Annotated in this window: 13 protein-coding genes and 1 pseudogene; 7 read left to right on the forward strand and 7 right to left on the reverse strand. The window is 64.4% G+C overall.

The window, feature by feature from the left end; all coding sequences use genetic code 11:
• The first annotated feature begins 19 nt into the window (after positions 1 to 19).
• The 5 genes from ACOI1H_RS05000 to ACOI1H_RS05020 all read left to right on the forward strand — a co-directional run bounded on the left by ACOI1H_RS05000 (position 20) and on the right by ACOI1H_RS05020 (position 3,716).
• Positions 20 to 598, forward strand: coding sequence for a fasciclin domain-containing protein (locus tag ACOI1H_RS05000; protein ID WP_422435628.1), 579 nt, complete (start codon positions 20 to 22; stop codon positions 596 to 598).
• Positions 599 to 953: 355 nt separating this feature from the next.
• Entirely contained in the window at positions 954 to 1,457 is a 504-nt protein-coding gene (locus tag ACOI1H_RS05005) for a YbjN domain-containing protein (RefSeq protein WP_422435629.1), read from the forward strand.
• A gap of 159 nt (positions 1,458 to 1,616) precedes the next feature.
• A complete protein-coding gene (gene proC / locus ACOI1H_RS05010; RefSeq protein WP_422435630.1) occupies positions 1,617 to 2,432 on the forward strand; it encodes a pyrroline-5-carboxylate reductase in 816 nt (271 codons plus the stop codon).
• Positions 2,425 to 2,763: a tRNA-binding protein gene (locus tag ACOI1H_RS05015; RefSeq protein WP_422435631.1), complete on the forward strand. Its 339-nt coding sequence runs from the start codon at positions 2,425 to 2,427 to the stop codon at positions 2,761 to 2,763. The genes proC and ACOI1H_RS05015 overlap by 8 nt, the downstream gene beginning before the upstream one ends.
• A complete protein-coding gene (locus ACOI1H_RS05020; protein WP_422435632.1) occupies positions 2,760 to 3,716 on the forward strand; it encodes a 2-hydroxyacid dehydrogenase in 957 nt (318 codons plus the stop codon). Before ACOI1H_RS05015 ends, ACOI1H_RS05020 begins: the two co-directional genes overlap by 4 nt.
• Before the next feature lie 4 nt (positions 3,717 to 3,720).
• Here ACOI1H_RS05020 and ACOI1H_RS05025 read toward each other — a convergent pair whose 3' ends face one another.
• Both ACOI1H_RS05025 and ACOI1H_RS05030 read right to left on the reverse strand, forming a co-directional pair.
• The gene (locus ACOI1H_RS05025) at positions 3,721 to 4,212 is read right to left on the reverse strand and encodes a cytochrome b (protein ID WP_422435633.1); all 492 of its coding nucleotides are present in this window, start codon (positions 4,210 to 4,212) and stop codon (positions 3,721 to 3,723) included.
• A gap of 47 nt (positions 4,213 to 4,259) precedes the next feature.
• Positions 4,260 to 4,859 (reverse strand): thymidine kinase, encoded by a 600-nt coding sequence (locus ACOI1H_RS05030; RefSeq protein WP_422435634.1) that lies wholly within the window; start codon positions 4,857 to 4,859, stop codon positions 4,260 to 4,262.
• A gap of 186 nt (positions 4,860 to 5,045) precedes the next feature.
• Between ACOI1H_RS05030 and ACOI1H_RS05035 the strand changes: the two are divergent.
• A pseudogene (locus ACOI1H_RS05035) lies at positions 5,046 to 5,834 on the forward strand (aldo/keto reductase).
• 38 nt (positions 5,835 to 5,872) lie between these two features.
• Here ACOI1H_RS05035 and ACOI1H_RS05040 read toward each other — a convergent pair.
• From ACOI1H_RS05040 to ACOI1H_RS05055, 4 genes are all read right to left on the reverse strand, one after another.
• A complete protein-coding gene (locus ACOI1H_RS05040) occupies positions 5,873 to 6,991 on the reverse strand; it encodes a beta-ketoacyl-ACP synthase III (RefSeq protein ID WP_422435635.1) in 1,119 nt (372 codons plus the stop codon).
• 106 nt (positions 6,992 to 7,097) lie between these two features.
• A complete protein-coding gene (locus ACOI1H_RS05045) occupies positions 7,098 to 7,379 on the reverse strand; it encodes a hypothetical protein (protein ID WP_422435636.1) in 282 nt (93 codons plus the stop codon).
• Positions 7,380 to 7,460: 81 nt separating this feature from the next.
• Positions 7,461 to 10,793 carry a carbamoyl-phosphate synthase large subunit gene (carB, locus tag ACOI1H_RS05050; RefSeq protein WP_422435637.1) on the reverse strand — a complete coding sequence of 1,111 codons (3,333 nt, stop codon included), beginning with the start codon at positions 10,791 to 10,793 and terminating at the stop codon, positions 7,461 to 7,463.
• 74 nt (positions 10,794 to 10,867) lie between these two features.
• On the reverse strand, positions 10,868 to 12,094 hold the full coding sequence (locus ACOI1H_RS05055; protein WP_422435638.1) for a class I SAM-dependent methyltransferase: 1,227 nt from the start codon (positions 12,092 to 12,094) through the stop codon (positions 10,868 to 10,870).
• 157 nt (positions 12,095 to 12,251) lie between these two features.
• Here ACOI1H_RS05055 and aspS point away from each other — a divergent pair, with 157 nt between their 5' ends.
• Positions 12,252 to 14,030: an aspartate--tRNA ligase gene (gene aspS, locus ACOI1H_RS05060; RefSeq protein WP_422435639.1), complete on the forward strand. Its 1,779-nt coding sequence runs from the start codon at positions 12,252 to 12,254 to the stop codon at positions 14,028 to 14,030.
• Between the two features lie 89 nt (positions 14,031 to 14,119).
• Here the strand turns inward: aspS and ACOI1H_RS05065 are convergent, their stop codons facing one another.
• Entirely contained in the window at positions 14,120 to 14,740 is a 621-nt protein-coding gene (locus ACOI1H_RS05065) for a L,D-transpeptidase (RefSeq protein ID WP_422435640.1), read from the reverse strand.
• Positions 14,741 to 15,006: the final 266 nt, after the last annotated feature.

The raw sequence follows: 15,006 nt of genomic DNA on the forward strand, positions 1-15,006 counted from the left end.
GTTGAAGAAAGAGTATCATATGACCATGAAGACCAATCTGATGACCGCCGCTGCCGTATTCGCCCTGTCCACTGGTGCCGCCTTTGCTGAGTCGCATATGAGCGAAGCTGGCAACGCGATGGTTGGCGGGGCCGAGATGATGCCCGACATGACGATCGTCGAGAATGCGTCGAACGCCGAAAACCTGACGACGCTGGTCGCAGCCGTCCAGGCCGCCGGTCTGGTCGAGACGCTGTCGGGCGAAGGCCCGTTCACCGTGTTCGCTCCGACCAACGATGCATTTGCCAAGCTGGACCCGGCGCAGGTCGAAACGCTGATGATGCCCGAGAACCAGGCAGCGCTGGCTGAAATCCTGACCTGCCACGTCGTGGCGGCCGATGCGGACGCCGAAGCGATCATGGGCATGATCGCCGCCGACGGTGGCACCCACCCGGTCGAGACCGTCGGTGGCTGCATCCTGCAGGCCGAAGTCGGCTCTGACGGCACCGTCACCCTGACCGACGAGCGTGGCCAGGTCGCAACCGTGACCCAAGCCGACGTCTATCAGTCGAACGGTGTGGTCCACGTGATCGACACCGTGATGCTGCCGGCCGAATAACGGTCTCTTCATACGGTCCTTCGGACCCGATATGCGATCAGCCCCCCGTGCGACATGCACGGGGGGCTTTTCGTTGCGCGGCGTCTCGCATCGGCAAGGTTGCGCCGGGCTGGACGGTGCTTGCGATGCACTCTTGTCTTGTGACTGGCCAGCAGGGTGAAAACGCGATATCTTGTGCATAACGACGTCAAAAGACGCAGATCAGGCACTTATCCCCAAGAAACGACTTTACAGGTGCGCCTTGCGGCCGCACCATATCTCGTGGGGGCCAAGCAAGAACCATACCGTCACTAGAGCAGTGGCATAGTGCTGGGGATAGGGTCCAAACCCGGCACATGAGAGCGAGGCAAACGACATGGCACTGACCGAGCAGTATTTTCACAGCGACGAGATCCATCCCATCGACTTGGTGGAATCCCTGGCAGAGCATCACGCTTGGGAGTTCGACCGTCTTGCCGACAACCAGATCGCGATGGCGGTCGAGGGTCAGTGGCGCACCTATGCGATCACCCTGTCGTGGTCCGAAATGGACGAGACGCTGCGCCTGATCTGCACCTTCGAGATGGAACCACCCGCGCATCGCACGCAGGCCCTGTTCGAGGCGCTGAACACGATCAACGACGACAGCTGGGCCGGCACCTTCACCTGGTGGCCGGAGCAGAAGATGATGGTCTATCGCTACGGTCTTGTGCTGGCGGGCGAACAGATCGCCAGCCCCGAGCAGATCGACACGATGATCCACACCGCCGTCAGCAGCTGCGAACGCTATTACCCGGCGCTGCAACTGGTGACCTGGGCCGAGCGGACGCCAGCGGAAGCGATCCGCATCGCCATCGGCGAGGTCTACGGCCGCGCCTGAAGGATTTGCGCCGCGTCTGCGCGCGTCGCCACGCCGGGGGCCCAGCCCCCCGGACCCCCCGAGATATTTTCGACCAGAAGAAGGTGGGCCTGCGGCACCGCGTGTTGTGCATCGGTCGCGTCCTGCATAGGCTTTCCGAAAAGGATGGGGGACCTGCCGATGAACATGGATGATGTGGCCCGCCGCGGTCTGGTCCTGCTGGGCTGCGGCAAGATGGGCTCTGCCCTGCTGGATGGCTGGCTGAAGGGCGGGCTGCCACCGGTGTCGGTCTGGGTCGTCGATCCGGGCCCCAGCGACTGGCTGAAGACCACGGGCGTGCATGTCAATGCCGATCTGCCCGACGATCCCGCCGTTGCCTTGGTGGCCGTGAAGCCGCAGATGATGGGCGAGGCCTTGCCGGCCATGCAGGCGCTGGGTGGGGGTGGCACGCTGTTCGTCTCGGTCGCCGCCGGCACGCCGCTGGCGCGGTTCGAGTCGACGTTCGGTGCCGCGACGCCGATCGTGCGCACCATGCCCAACACGCCGGCGGCCATCGGGCGGGGGATTTCCGCATTGATCGGGAATGCCGCCGCGACCGACGACCATCTCGCGCTGGCCGAGGCGCTGATGGGGGCGGTGGGCCAGACCGTGCGGCTGGCGGATGAAGGCCAGATGGATGCCGTCACCGCCGTCAGCGGGTCCGGTCCGGCCTATGTCTTTCACCTGATCGAGACGCTGGCGGCCGCCGGTGTCGCACAGGGTCTGGACCCCGATCTGGCAATGGCGCTGGCCAAGGCGACTGTGGGCGGTGCGGGTCAGCTGGCCGAGGACAGCCCTGAAGACCCGGCACAATTGCGGCGCAACGTCACCAGCCCGAACGGCACCACGCAGGCGGCGCTGGAGGTTCTGATGGATGCGCAGACGGGATTTCCGATGCTTCTGGCCCGTGCCGTGAGCGCTGCTGCCGACCGTAGCCGGGAGCTGGCCCATGGCTGAGATCGGCTTTGACGACTTCATGGCCGTCGACATCCGCGTCGGCCGCGTCACGCGCGCAGAGGCCTACCCGGAGGCGCGCAAGCCCGCGATCAAGCTTTGGATCGACTTTGGAGCCGAAATCGGAGAACGCAAGACCAGCGCGCAGCTGACGGTGCATTACACGCCGGACGCGCTGGTCGGGCGCATGGTCTGCGCCGTGGTCAACTTTCCCCCGCGCCAGATCGGCAGGTTCATGTCGGAAGTGCTGGTGCTGGGCCTGCCGGACGCTGAAGGTGCGGTCGTGCTGATTGCACCCGACCAGGACGTGCCGCCCGGAGGACGCCTGCATTGAAGACCCTTCTGCTGACCCGCCGCTTTCCCGACGCCACCATCGCCGCAGCGCAGGCGTTGTTCGACGTGACGATCCGCGACCGCACCGACGGGCTGAGTGTCGAGGACGCCGCGACCGCCCTGCAATCCTTCGACGCGATCCTTTGCACGCTGGGGGATCGCTTCAGCGACATGGCCTTTGCCGTGCCGGACAAGCGGTGCGGCATGATCGGCAGCTTCGGCGTGGGGTTCAATCATATCGACGTGGCGGCGGCTCAGGCGGCGGGAATCCATGTCTCGAACACGCCGGACGTGCTGACCGATGCCACGGCCGATCTGGCCATGACGCTGATCCTGATGACCGCCCGTCGCGCGGGCGAGGGCGAGCGGCTGGTGCGGTCCGGCGGCTGGGACGGCTGGCATCCGACGCAGATGCTGGGCACCCATGTGACGGGCAAGCGGATCGGCATAATCGGGATGGGCCGTATCGGGCAGGCCGTCGCGCGGCGCGCGCACTTCGGCTTCGGGATGAAGGTGATCTATTTCAACCGCTCGCCAAAGGATGTCGATTTCCCGGCGCGGCAGGTCGACGATCTGCACGGCCTGATGAGCCAGGCGGATATCGTCGTCGTCACAGTGCCCGGCGGCGGCGCGAACACGCATCTGGTTGACGCAGCGGCCCTGGGGCAGATGACGGACGGCGCGGTCTTCGTTAACATCGCGCGAGGCGATGTGGTGGACGAGGCGGCCATGATCGCGGAACTCGCGCGCGGGCGGATCAGCGCGGGGCTTGATGTCTACGACAAGGAACCGATGGTGCCGGACGCCTTGAAGGTGCTGGAGAACGTCGTGCTGCTGCCGCACCTCGGCTCTGCCGCGCTGGAAACCAGAGAGGCGATGGGCCAGATGGCGTTGGACAACATCGTCGCCTGGGCCGAAGGCCGTCCGCTGCCACAGGCGCTTTGGACCGTCTGAGCGGTCAGCGCGGCAGCATCCGGCGCAGGATCGCTTTGTCACCCATGACGAAGTGGTGATACATCGCGCCAGTGATGTGCAGGGCGATGAGTGCCAGCAACAGGCTCGCGGTGACCTCATGTGCTTCGGCCATCGGTTCGGACGGAATGAACCACGCCAGCGCGCCGGCCATCGGCATCCCGATCAGAATTCCGTAGAACATCCAATGCGTCACGCGGCTGACGATCTGGATCGAGGTCGATGCCTCTGGCGGGGGCGGCGGGATATCGGTCGTCAGGCGCAGGCCTAGACGCCAGATCATCAGCAGGCCGATGGAGGCACCGATCATCGCGTGGACGATCGCGCCGCCGGTCCAGTCGGATCCGACGCTGATCCCTTCAAGCCGGGCATCGAAGGCCTCGGCCATCGCATCCGCAAATCCGATCTGCAGGATGACCAGCACGGCAATGGTCCAGTGTAGCATCATGTGGGGGGCGGTGTATTTCGTTGCGGACATGGCCAAGGCTCCACGGTCGCGCAGGCGCGCGTCCTTTTGGTCAAACGTCAGAGCAGGCGGTCAGGTTCCTCGTCGTCCATCGCCGCCCGCCAGTGGCGGCGGCACAGCGATACGTAGCGGTCGTTGCCACCGACCTGCACCTGATCGCCGGATCGCACCACGCGACCGTTCGCATCCTTGCGCACGACCATCGTCGCCTTGCGGCCACAGTGGCAGATCGTGCGAACCTCGCGCATGTCGTCGGCCAGGGCCAGCAGGGTTGCCGATCCGGGAAACAGGTTGCCCATGAAGTCGACCCGCAGGCCATAGCACATGACCGGCACATCCAGATCGTCCACCGCGCGGGCAAGCTGCCAGACCTGTGCGGGTTCCAGGAACTGTGCCTCGTCGATGAAGACGCAGGCGCAGGGGCCGCGCACCAGACGCTGTTCCAGCATCTGGAACAGGTTGTCGCCGGGGGCGAATGTTGCTGCCGCCTGTCCGATCCCGATGCGACTGGCGATGCGGCCTTGGCCCGCGCGGGTGTCAAGCTGGGCCGTCAGCAGGAACGTCTGCATCCCGCGTTCGACGTAGTTGTGGCTGGCCTGCAGCAGCACCGTCGACTTGCCCGCGTTCATGGTGGAATAGTTGAAATAGAGCTTTGCCATGCGCCGCCTGATAGCCGCGAGGCCGTAGCCCTTGCAAGCCGGAACGCCGCATCGGGCCGGACTCCGGGAACACACCGCTGTTTGATCTGTTGGGTCCGACCCGAAACATCCTCAACCGACACACCCACACTGGAAAGACCGACCATGACCGATATCCCCGGCAAGTCATTTCACGACGGCATATCCATGCCGGCTTTCGGCCTTGGCATCTGGCAAGTGCCGCAAAACCAGACGGCCCGTGTGGTGCGCGACGCGGTCAACATGGGCTATCGCTTGATCGACGGGGCCGCTGCCTACCGCAACGAGTCGGAACTGGGCGAAGGCATAAGGTCGTCGGACGTCGCCCGCGACGATCTGTTCGTCACGTCCAAGGTCTGGAACGACGGTATGGACTACGATGCCGCGCGCCGGTCCGTTCAGGTCAGTCTGAACCGGATCGGTCTGGACCGGCTAGACCTGATGTTGATCCATTAGCCGTTTCCGCATCAGGACGGCTATGTCGAAGCCTGGAATGCCCTGATCGCGGCCCGCGACGACGGGCAGGTCACCTCCATTGGCGTGTGCAACTTTCACGCCGAACATCTGGACCGCCTCATCGCCGAGACGGGCGAGGTCCCGGTGCTGAACCAGATCGAGATCAATCCGTTGCTGCAACAGCACGAGATGCAGCGCGTCAACGACGCCCGCAACATCGTCACGCAAAGCTGGTCGCCGCTTGGCAATGCGCGATCCTTTGACGCCGCACCGATCAGGGCGGTTGCGGACAGGACCGGAAAATCGCCCGCACAGGTGATCCTGCGCTGGCATCTGCAACTGGGCTGTGCAGTCATTTCGCGGTCCACAAAGACCGACCATCTGAAGGCCAACCTGAACATCTTCGACTTCGATCTGACGCGCGACGATGTCGACGCGATCGCGCGCCTGAACAGGGACGAGCGGACCGGGCCGGACCCGGAGACGTTCAACGGCCGGTAGGGCAACGGCCGATCGGGCGACGGCAGCATGGGTGGTCATCAGGCCCGTTCGACGATGACCGATCCCACTGAATAGCCTGCGCCGAACGAACAGATGATGCCAAGGTCGCCCGGTGCCAGATCGCCCGAATTCTGCGAAAACGCGATGATGGATCCGGCAGAGGATGTGTTAGCATAGTCCTGCAGGATGTTCGGCTGCTCGCCCGGTTCCGGGTCGCGACCCAGCACCTTCTTGCCGATGTAGTCGTTCATCGCCTTGTTGGCCTGATGCAGCCAGAGGCGCTTCAGATCGTCAGCCGTGATGCCCTCATCCGCCATGTGACCGGCGATGTGCTGGCTGACCAGCGGCAGCACCTCCTTGAAGACCTTGCGACCGTTCTGCATGAACTGCATGTCGCGGCGGTCGTCCATCTGGTCGCGCGTGCGCCGCAGGAAACCTGCGTTGTTTCGGATGTTGTTACTGAACTCTGTCGCGCAGCGCGTTGATCTGACGATGAAATGATCGCCCTGCGCATCTTCGGCCCGTTGCAGGATCGTCGCGGTCGCCACGTCTCCAAAGATGAAATGGCAGTCCCGGTCGCGCCATTCCAGATGCGCGCTCGTGATCTCGGGGTTCACGACGACAGCCGTGCGGACAGAGCCGGTGCGGATCATGTCGGCAGCGGTCTGGATGCCGAAGGTGGCGCTGGAGCAGGCGACGTTCATGTCGAAGGCGAAGCCACCGGCACCGATCAATTGTTGAATCTCGACCGCGACGGCGGGGTAGGCACGTTCGATGTTGGATGCAGCACAGATCACCAGATCGACCTGGTCCCCGGTGATCCCGGACTGCGCCAGCGCGGTATTGATCGCATCGACCCCGGTTTCCGCCATGAGACTGGGTTCATCATCGCCGCGGGCGCGCAGATGCGGATACATCCGGTCAGGGTCCAGGACGCCGCTCTTGTCGATGACGTGCCGCTGTTCGATGCCAGACGCGGCGACGATGAAATCGACCGAGGAATGGGCCTTGGCTGCGACCTCGCCTGTCGCGATGGCGTCCGCGTGCGCGGCGTTGTAGCGGTCGGCATAGGCATTGAATGCCGCGACCAGTTCGGCGTTGGTGATGACCTGATCCGGCGTGAAGACGCCGGTTCCAGTGATAGCTGCGCGATACATGTAGGGCCTCCCCGTGTCGGCGCATTATGGCCGGGCCACGGGGGGGAAGTCCATCTTTGCCGTCACGAGGTCCGCCAGGTCACCCTGTGCGACGGACTCGGCCGCGCTACCGGACCGGTACCGAGTAGAGCACATAGCCCGCGATGCGCGCCACCTCGACACCACCGGTGTCGAGCGCGAAGACGCCCAGGTTTTCCATGTCCGCCGGACAGGCCACGAGGTCGGCGGCATCGTCGAGGTATTCGACCGTCGACTCCGTCTCGAACGCAAGCCGGCACTGGTCGCCGTCTGCGCGGTAGCCGTTGGGGGACAGGGTCAGACTGGCGGGAGGGGCCGGGTCCGGGTCAGCGCAGGCGGCCAGTAAGGCCAGGGGCAGCAGATGTTTCATGACGCACCTCCATCCTTCATGGCGGAATTCTAGCACATCGCGCGGCTCTTGTCGCGGGTCCATGACCGGGCCCGCGCGTCGTTAGCCCTGCAAGGACCGCACGTCGATTGCACCGTTGGCGCGTTCCTGCATCGCCATGACGGCCGCCTGTGCGGCGGCGGCGGTGGTGAAGTAGGGGATCTTGTCGTTCAGCGCGACGGCGCGGATGTCGCGGCTGTCTTCGACCGCCTGCGCGCCTTCGGTCGTGTTCAGCACCAGTGCGATGTGACCGTCCTTCAGGCGGTCCACGATGGTCAGCCCGCCCTCGTAGACCTTGTTCACGATCTCGCAGGGGATGTCGTGACCCTTCAGCCAGGCCGCCGTGCCGCGCGTCGCGGTGATGGTCAGGCCAAGGTCGATCAACCCGCGCGATGCGGTGGCCATCGCGTCGGTCTTGTCGTCGTCGCGGATCGAGACGAAGACGCAGCCTTCCTCTGGCAGGATCGTGCCTGCGCCCATCTGCGCCTTGAGGAATGCGCGGGCAAAGTTGCGGTCCCATCCCATTACTTCGCCGGTGGAGCGCATTTCCGGCCCAAGGATCGTGTCCACGCCGGGGAAGCGGGCGAAGGGCAGCACGGCTTCCTTCACGCTGAACCACGGTGTTTTCGGATCGGCCAGGGTGAATGCATCGCCCAGCGGCAGCACGTCCATCGGGTTTTCCGTTTCGGGGTAGGGGGCCCGGTGCGGGAAATTGGACAGCGGTTCCCCCGCCATCAGGCGGGCCGCGATGGAGGCGATGGCGGAATCCGTGGCCTTGGCAACGAAAGGCACGGTTCGGGACGCGCGGGGGTTCACCTCGATCAGGTAGACCTCCTCGTCCTTGACCGCGAACTGCACGTTCATCAGGCCGACAACGTGCAGGGCCAGCGCCAGTTTTTCGGTCTGGCTGCGGATTTCCGCGATCATGGCCTCCGACAGCGAATAGGGCGGCAGGGAACAGGCAGAGTCGCCGGAATGGACTCCCGCCTCCTCGATATGCTGCATGATGCCCGCGACGTGGGTGTGCGTCCCGTCGCACAGGCAATCGACGTCAACCTCGACCGCGCCCGATAGGTAACTGTCCAGCAGAACGGGGCTTTTGCCCGACACGACCACGGCGTCAGAGATATAGCGTTCAAGCTGGGCGCGGTCGCGCACGATTTCCATCGCGCGGCCGCCCAGCACATAGGATGGGCGGATCACCAGCGGGAAGCCGATCTTTTCCGCAATCGCGAAGGCCTGCTGATCGGTCGAGGCGATGCCGTTGACCGGCTGTTTCAGGCCCAGACGGTTGACGAGGTCCTGAAACCGCTCGCGGTCTTCGGCGAGGTCGATGGCATCGGGTGTCGTGCCGAGGATCGGGATGCCGGCCTCTTGCAATGCGTTCGCCAGCTTCAGCGGGGTCTGGCCGCCGAACTGGACGATGACGCCGTGCAGCGTACCGTTGTCCTGTTCGACCCGCATGATCTCCATGACATGTTCGAAGGTCAGCGGCTCGAAATACAATCGGTCCGATGTGTCGTAGTCGGTGGACACGGTTTCCGGGTTGCAGTTGATCATGATGGTTTCATAGCCCTGGTCGGACAGGGCATAGCAGGCATGGCAGCAGCAGTAATCGAACTCGATGCCTTGCCCGATCCGGTTCGGCCCGCCGCCCAGGATCACGACCTTGTTGCGATTGCTGGGCCGCGCCTCGCATTCGACCTCGCCCATGACGGGGGATTCGTAGGTCGAATACATGTAGGGCGTCTGCGCCTCGAACTCGGCACCGCAGGTATCGATCCGCTTGAAGACGGCGACGACGCCGGCGTTGATGCGGGCACGGCGGACTTGCGTCTCGGTCATGCCGGTCAGCGTGGCAAGACGGGCATCGGTGAAGCCCATCATCTTGAGCCGGCGCAGACCGGCCTCGTCGCTTGGAAGTCCGTTGGCCTTCACGCGCTCCTCGGTCTCCACGATCTCGCGGATGCGGGCGAGGAACCAGGGGTCATACATCGTGACGACGTGGATGTCGTCGTCGGACAGGCCGTGGCGCATCGCCTGTGCGATCACGCGGATGCGGTCAGGCGTCTGTTTTGCCAGCGCCTTGGTGATCGCGGCGGCGTCCGGCGCGCCGGGGATCGCAATGTCGTCGAAGCCTGTCAGACCGGTTTCGAGCGAGGCCAGCGCCTTCTGCATGGATTCGTGAATCGTGCGACCAATCGCCATCGCCTCGCCCACGGATTTCATTGCCGTGGTCAGATGCGGTTCCGATCCCGCGAACTTCTCGAAGGCAAAGCGCGGGATCTTGATCACGACATAGTCGATGGTCGGCTCGAAGCTGGCGGGGGTCACGCCGGTGATGTCGTTGTCGAGTTCGTCGAGGGTGTAGCCGACCGCCAGCTTGGCCGCGATCTTGGCGATGGGGAAACCGGTGGCCTTGGAGGCCAGCGCCGACGAGCGCGACACGCGGGGGTTCATCTCGATCACGACCATGCGGCCGTCGGCGGGGTTGATCGCCCATTGCACGTTGGACCCGCCGGTCTCGACCCCGATCTCGCGCAGGACGGCGATGGAGCCGTTGCGCATGATCTGGTATTCCTTGTCGGTCAGCGTCAGGGCCGGAGCCACGGTGATGCTGTCGCCGGTATGCACGCCCATCGGATCGACGTTCTCGATCGCGCAGACGATGATCGCATTGTCGGCGCGGTCGCGCACGACCTCCATCTCGAACTCTTTCCAGCCCAGCAGGGATTCGTCGACAAGGATCTGCGCCATCGGCGACGCTTCCATGCCGGTGCGGCAGTAGTGTTCGTATTGCTCGCGATTGTAGGCCACCCCGCCGCCCGTGCCGCCAAGGGTAAAGGCCGGGCGGATAATCGCGGGCAGGCCGACGTATTCGATGGCATCGACGGCCAGCGCCAGACCCGCCTTGATGTCGAACTTGCCGTTCGGCAGCTTGGGCGCGGTGATGATCGTGGCCTTGGGATTCTCGATCCCCAGCCGGTCCATCGCCTCGCGGAAGAGCTTGCGGTCCTCGGCCATCTCGATGGCCTCGCGCTTGGCACCGATCATCTCGACCCCGAACTTTTCCAGCACGCCCATGTCGGCCAGCGCCAAGGAGGTGTTCAGCCCGGTCTGTCCGCCCATCGTGGGCAGCAGCGCGTCGGGGCGTTCCTTTTCGATGATCTTTGCCACGATCTCGGGCGTGATCGGTTCGATGTAGGTGGCATCCGCAAGCCCCGGGTCGGTCATGATCGTCGCGGGGTTGGAGTTCACGAGGATGACGCGGTAGCCTTCCTCGCGCAGGGCCTTGCAGGCCTGGGCACCGGAGTAGTCGAACTCGCAGGCCTGACCGATCACGATAGGCCCGGCACCGATGATCATGATCGACTTGATATCATCGCGTTTCGGCATGGCGGACCCCGGATTTTTGCAAATTCTCCGCCTTATAGAAGCGATGGGGCGGGGTGCAAGGGGCTAATCCCGCGCTACTGTGCCGCCATCGTCGCGCGGGCCGGGTCCTGACGGTAAAGATAGTCGCGTGTCAGGGGCACGGCCGTCTTGTCGCGGGCCAGCTGGAACTGGAACACGACCAGCCTCTCGTCGATGAACGACCGTTCCGCTGCCGCCAGATAGTATCTCCACATCCGCACGAAACGGTCGTCGTACAGCGCTGCGGCCCGGTCCGCCCGCGCTTCGAACCGGTCGCGCCAGTGACGCAGGGTCCGCGCGTAATGCAGGCGCAGCACCTCGATGTCGGTGGGCATCAGGTCGCTGTGTTCGACGGCGTGCTGGATGTCGGACAGGGCAGGCAGGTAGCCGCCGGGAAAGATATGCGTCCTGATCCATTCGTTCGTGGCGCGCGGCCGCGTCGCGGTGCCGATGGTGTGGATCAGCGCCACGCCGTCGGGGGTCAACAGTTCGCGGACCCTGGCGAAATAGGTGCCGTAATGCGGCTTGCCGACGTGTTCGAACATGCCCACGGACACGATACGGTCGAAGGGACCCTCGACCTGCCGGTAATCCTGCAACCTGATCTCGATCCGGTGCGACAGGCCGGCGTCGCGGACCCGGGCGGTGGCGATCCGGCACTGCTCGTCGGACAGGGTCACGCCCACGACCCGCGCGCCGTAGTCGCGCGCCAGTGTCAGGGCCATGCCGCCCCAGCCGCACCCGATATCAAGGACGCGCATGTCCGGTCGCAGGCAAAGCTTGGCCGCGATGTGGTGCTTCTTGGCGTCCTGCGCGGCGTCCAGCGACATCGCGGGATTGGTGAAATAGGCGCAGGAATACTGCCGGTCCGCGTCAAGGAACAGGTCGTAAAGCTCTGACGACAGGTCATAATGATGCGCCACGTTCTGCCGCGACCGGGTAAGGGGATTGCGCCGTGCCAGCCGCTGCACCGGGGACGCGAACCGCCGCGCCGCGTCCATCAAGGCCGTGGTGCGGCCGCGCTGGCGGTTGCGCATCAGCAGCGACAGGAAGCCGTCCAGATCATCGCCGGCGATGGTCAGGTCGCCGTCCATGTAGGCGTTTCCCAGCGTAAGGTCGGGCCGCAGCACAAGCCCGCGCACAACGGCCTTCCGGTGCAGGGTGGCGCGGATCGGATCGTTGTCGTCGCCGTAGCGCGTGCGGTGACCGTCGGGCCATGTCAGTTCCAGCGCGTCCGTGACGATCAACTGGCGCAGCGCGGTATCGAGGATGCGGTTCCACATGGCGGCGGTCCTTTCAGGCCCGGTAAAGGTGGGAACGTGTTGCGCAGAATTCACCTAGTGCCGTTTGCGCGGCCGCCAAGCGGGGCGGCTTTGCCTTGACTTCTACAGGTGGCCGGGGTGAAACGGCGCGACCCGATTTTACCCGAGGACCGAGCCCATGCACGCCTATCGCACCCATACCTGCGCCGATCTGACGGCTTCGGACGTCGGCACGACCGTCCGTCTGTCCGGCTGGGTCCACCGCGTGCGCGACCACGGCGGCATCCTGTTCATCGACCTGCGCGATACCTACGGCGTGACGCAGGTGCTGTGCGACCCGGATTCGACCGCGTTCAAGGACGTCGAAAAGGTTCGCGCGGAATGGTGCATCCGCATCGACGGAGAGGTCAATGCCCGCGACGCATCGCTGGTGAACCCCAAGCTGCCGACGGGAGAGGTCGAGGTCTTCGTCCGCGATATCGAGGTGCTGGGGGCCGCGAAGGAACTGCCGTTGCAGGTCTTCGGCGATCAGGAATACCCCGAGGAGACGCGGCTGAAGTATCGCTACCTCGACCTGCGCCGCGAGGCGATGCAGAAGAACATGACGCTGCGGTCGAACGTGGTCCGGTCGATGCGCCAGCGCATGTGGGACAAGGGCTTTCGCGAGTTCCAGACGCCGATCATCACTGCCTCCAGCCCCGAAGGCGCGCGCGATTTCCTCGTGCCGAGCCGCCTGCATCCGGGCAAGTTCTATGCGCTGCCGCAGGCCCCGCAGCAATTCAAGCAGCTGATCATGGTGTCAGGCTATGACAAGTATTTCCAGATTGCGCCCTGCTTCCGCGACGAGGACCCGCGCGCCGACCGCTCGCCCACCGACTTTTACCAGCTTGATCTGGAAATGAGCTTTGTCGAACAGCAGGACGTCTTCGACACCATCCAGCCCGTCATCGGTGGCATTTTCGAGGAATTCGGCGGCGGTCGCAAGGTCGACCAGACGTGGGAGCAGATCAGCTACCGCGACGCGGCCCTGTGGTATGGCACCGACAAGCCCGACCTGCGCAATCCGATCAAGATGCAGGTCGTCAGCGATCACTTCGCAGGCTCGGGCTTTGCCATCTTTGCCAAACTGCTGGAACAGGACGGGACGCAAATCCGGGCGATTCCCGCCCCCGGCGGCGGGTCCCGCAAGTTCTGCGACCGCATGAACGCCTTTGCCCAACAGCAAGGGCTGCCGGGGATGGGGTATATCTTTTGGCGCGATCAGGGCGAGGGGATGGAAGCCGCCGGTCCGCTGGCCAAGAACATCGGACCTGAGCGGACCGAGGCGATCCGCCAGCAACTTGGGTTGAACGTCGGCGACGCGGCCTTCTTCCTGGGCGGCAAGCCGGAGGATTTCGAAGGTGTCGCGGGCCGGGCGCGGACGGTGATCGGCGAAGAGCTGAAGCTGACCGACACCGACCGCTTTGCCTGTGCCTGGATCGTGGACTTTCCGATCTATGCCAAGGACGAGGACACCGGCCGGATCGACTTTGAACATAACCCCTTCTCAATGCCGCAGGGCGGGATGGAGGCGTTACAGGGCGACCCGCTGGACGTGCTGGGGTTTCAGTATGACCTGGCCTGCAACGGCTATGAACTGGTCAGCGGTGCAATCCGGAACCACAGGCCCGAGATCATGTTCAAGGCGTTCGAGATCGCAGGCTATGGCCGCGACGAGGTCGAGAAGCGGTTCGGCGGCATGGTCAACGCGTTCCAGTACGGCGCGCCGCCCCACGGCGGCTGTGCGGCGGGGATCGACCGTATCGTGATGCTGCTGGCCGACGAGGCGAACATCCGCGAGGTCATCATGTTCCCGATGAACCAGCGTGCCGAAGACCTGATGATGGGCGCGCCGTCCGAGCCGATGAACGAGCAACTGCGTGAATTGCGCCTGCGCGTGCTGCCGCCCGAAAGCTGAACCGCACTGACGGACCCGCACAGGGTTAGGCATGAAAAAGGGCGCTGCAGACGTCTGCCGCGCCCTTTATTTCTTGTGGCAAGACCGGGTCAGGTGGCTCTTGGCAACAGACCTTTTTCGTAAAGGTAGACCGTCGTGCCGATCGGCACCCTTTCGTAAAGGTCGATCATCTGGTCGTTCAGCAGGCGCGCGCACCCATTCGACACGTCTGTCTTGATCGTATCGGGCTTGTTGGTGCCGTGGATGCGCAGAAACGTGTCGCCGATCTGCGGCTGGAACAAATACAGCGCGCGCGCGCCCAGCGGATTTTCCGGTCCGCCCGGCATGCCGTCCGCATATTTCGCATAGCTGTCCGGGTCGCGTTCGATCATGTCCTTGGTCGGCGTCCAGCTTGGCCATTCCTTCTTGGCCCCGATGTTGAACGTGCCCGCGATATAAAGGGCGTCCTTGCCGACGCCGACGTAATACCGCAGCGCCTGTCCATCCGGAAGCGTCCAATAAAGCGAATAGACGTCGGGTACCACGTGGATTTCCCCCGGCGGCATCGGATTGTCCAGACGCACGAGCTTGGGTGCCATGTCGGGTGGCGGCGGCAACGCGTCCTCCAGTGGGGCGGCAGCGGTGTCGTCCTGCGCTGACACCCATGTGGGAAGCGCAAGACCGCCAACCCCCAGAATCGAGGTGTTCAGGAAACGTCGGCGGTCGATCATGGTAGCTCCAGTCGTCTGTGAATGCGCGCCTAAAATGCCGACCTCTGTCCGGTCTTGCAAGCGTTGCCGCGTCACGTCTGCGCGTGAAACTGTTGCAGTCCCTTTCCTGCATCGCAGGCGCAGTTCATTTTGCGACATAACCCCCCGCAGCTGCGGCGGTTCCCCCCGTCGCGGGACCGCGGGGGGATGGGACACGCCGACCGCCCCGTGCTAGACACGCGCAAACCCAGCAGGACGTCGCCATGACTTTCGATCCGACCATTGCC

It is taken from the genome of Loktanella sp. DJP18 (genome assembly GCF_049310965.1).
GTDB lineage: Bacteria > Pseudomonadota > Alphaproteobacteria > Rhodobacterales > Rhodobacteraceae > Loktanella.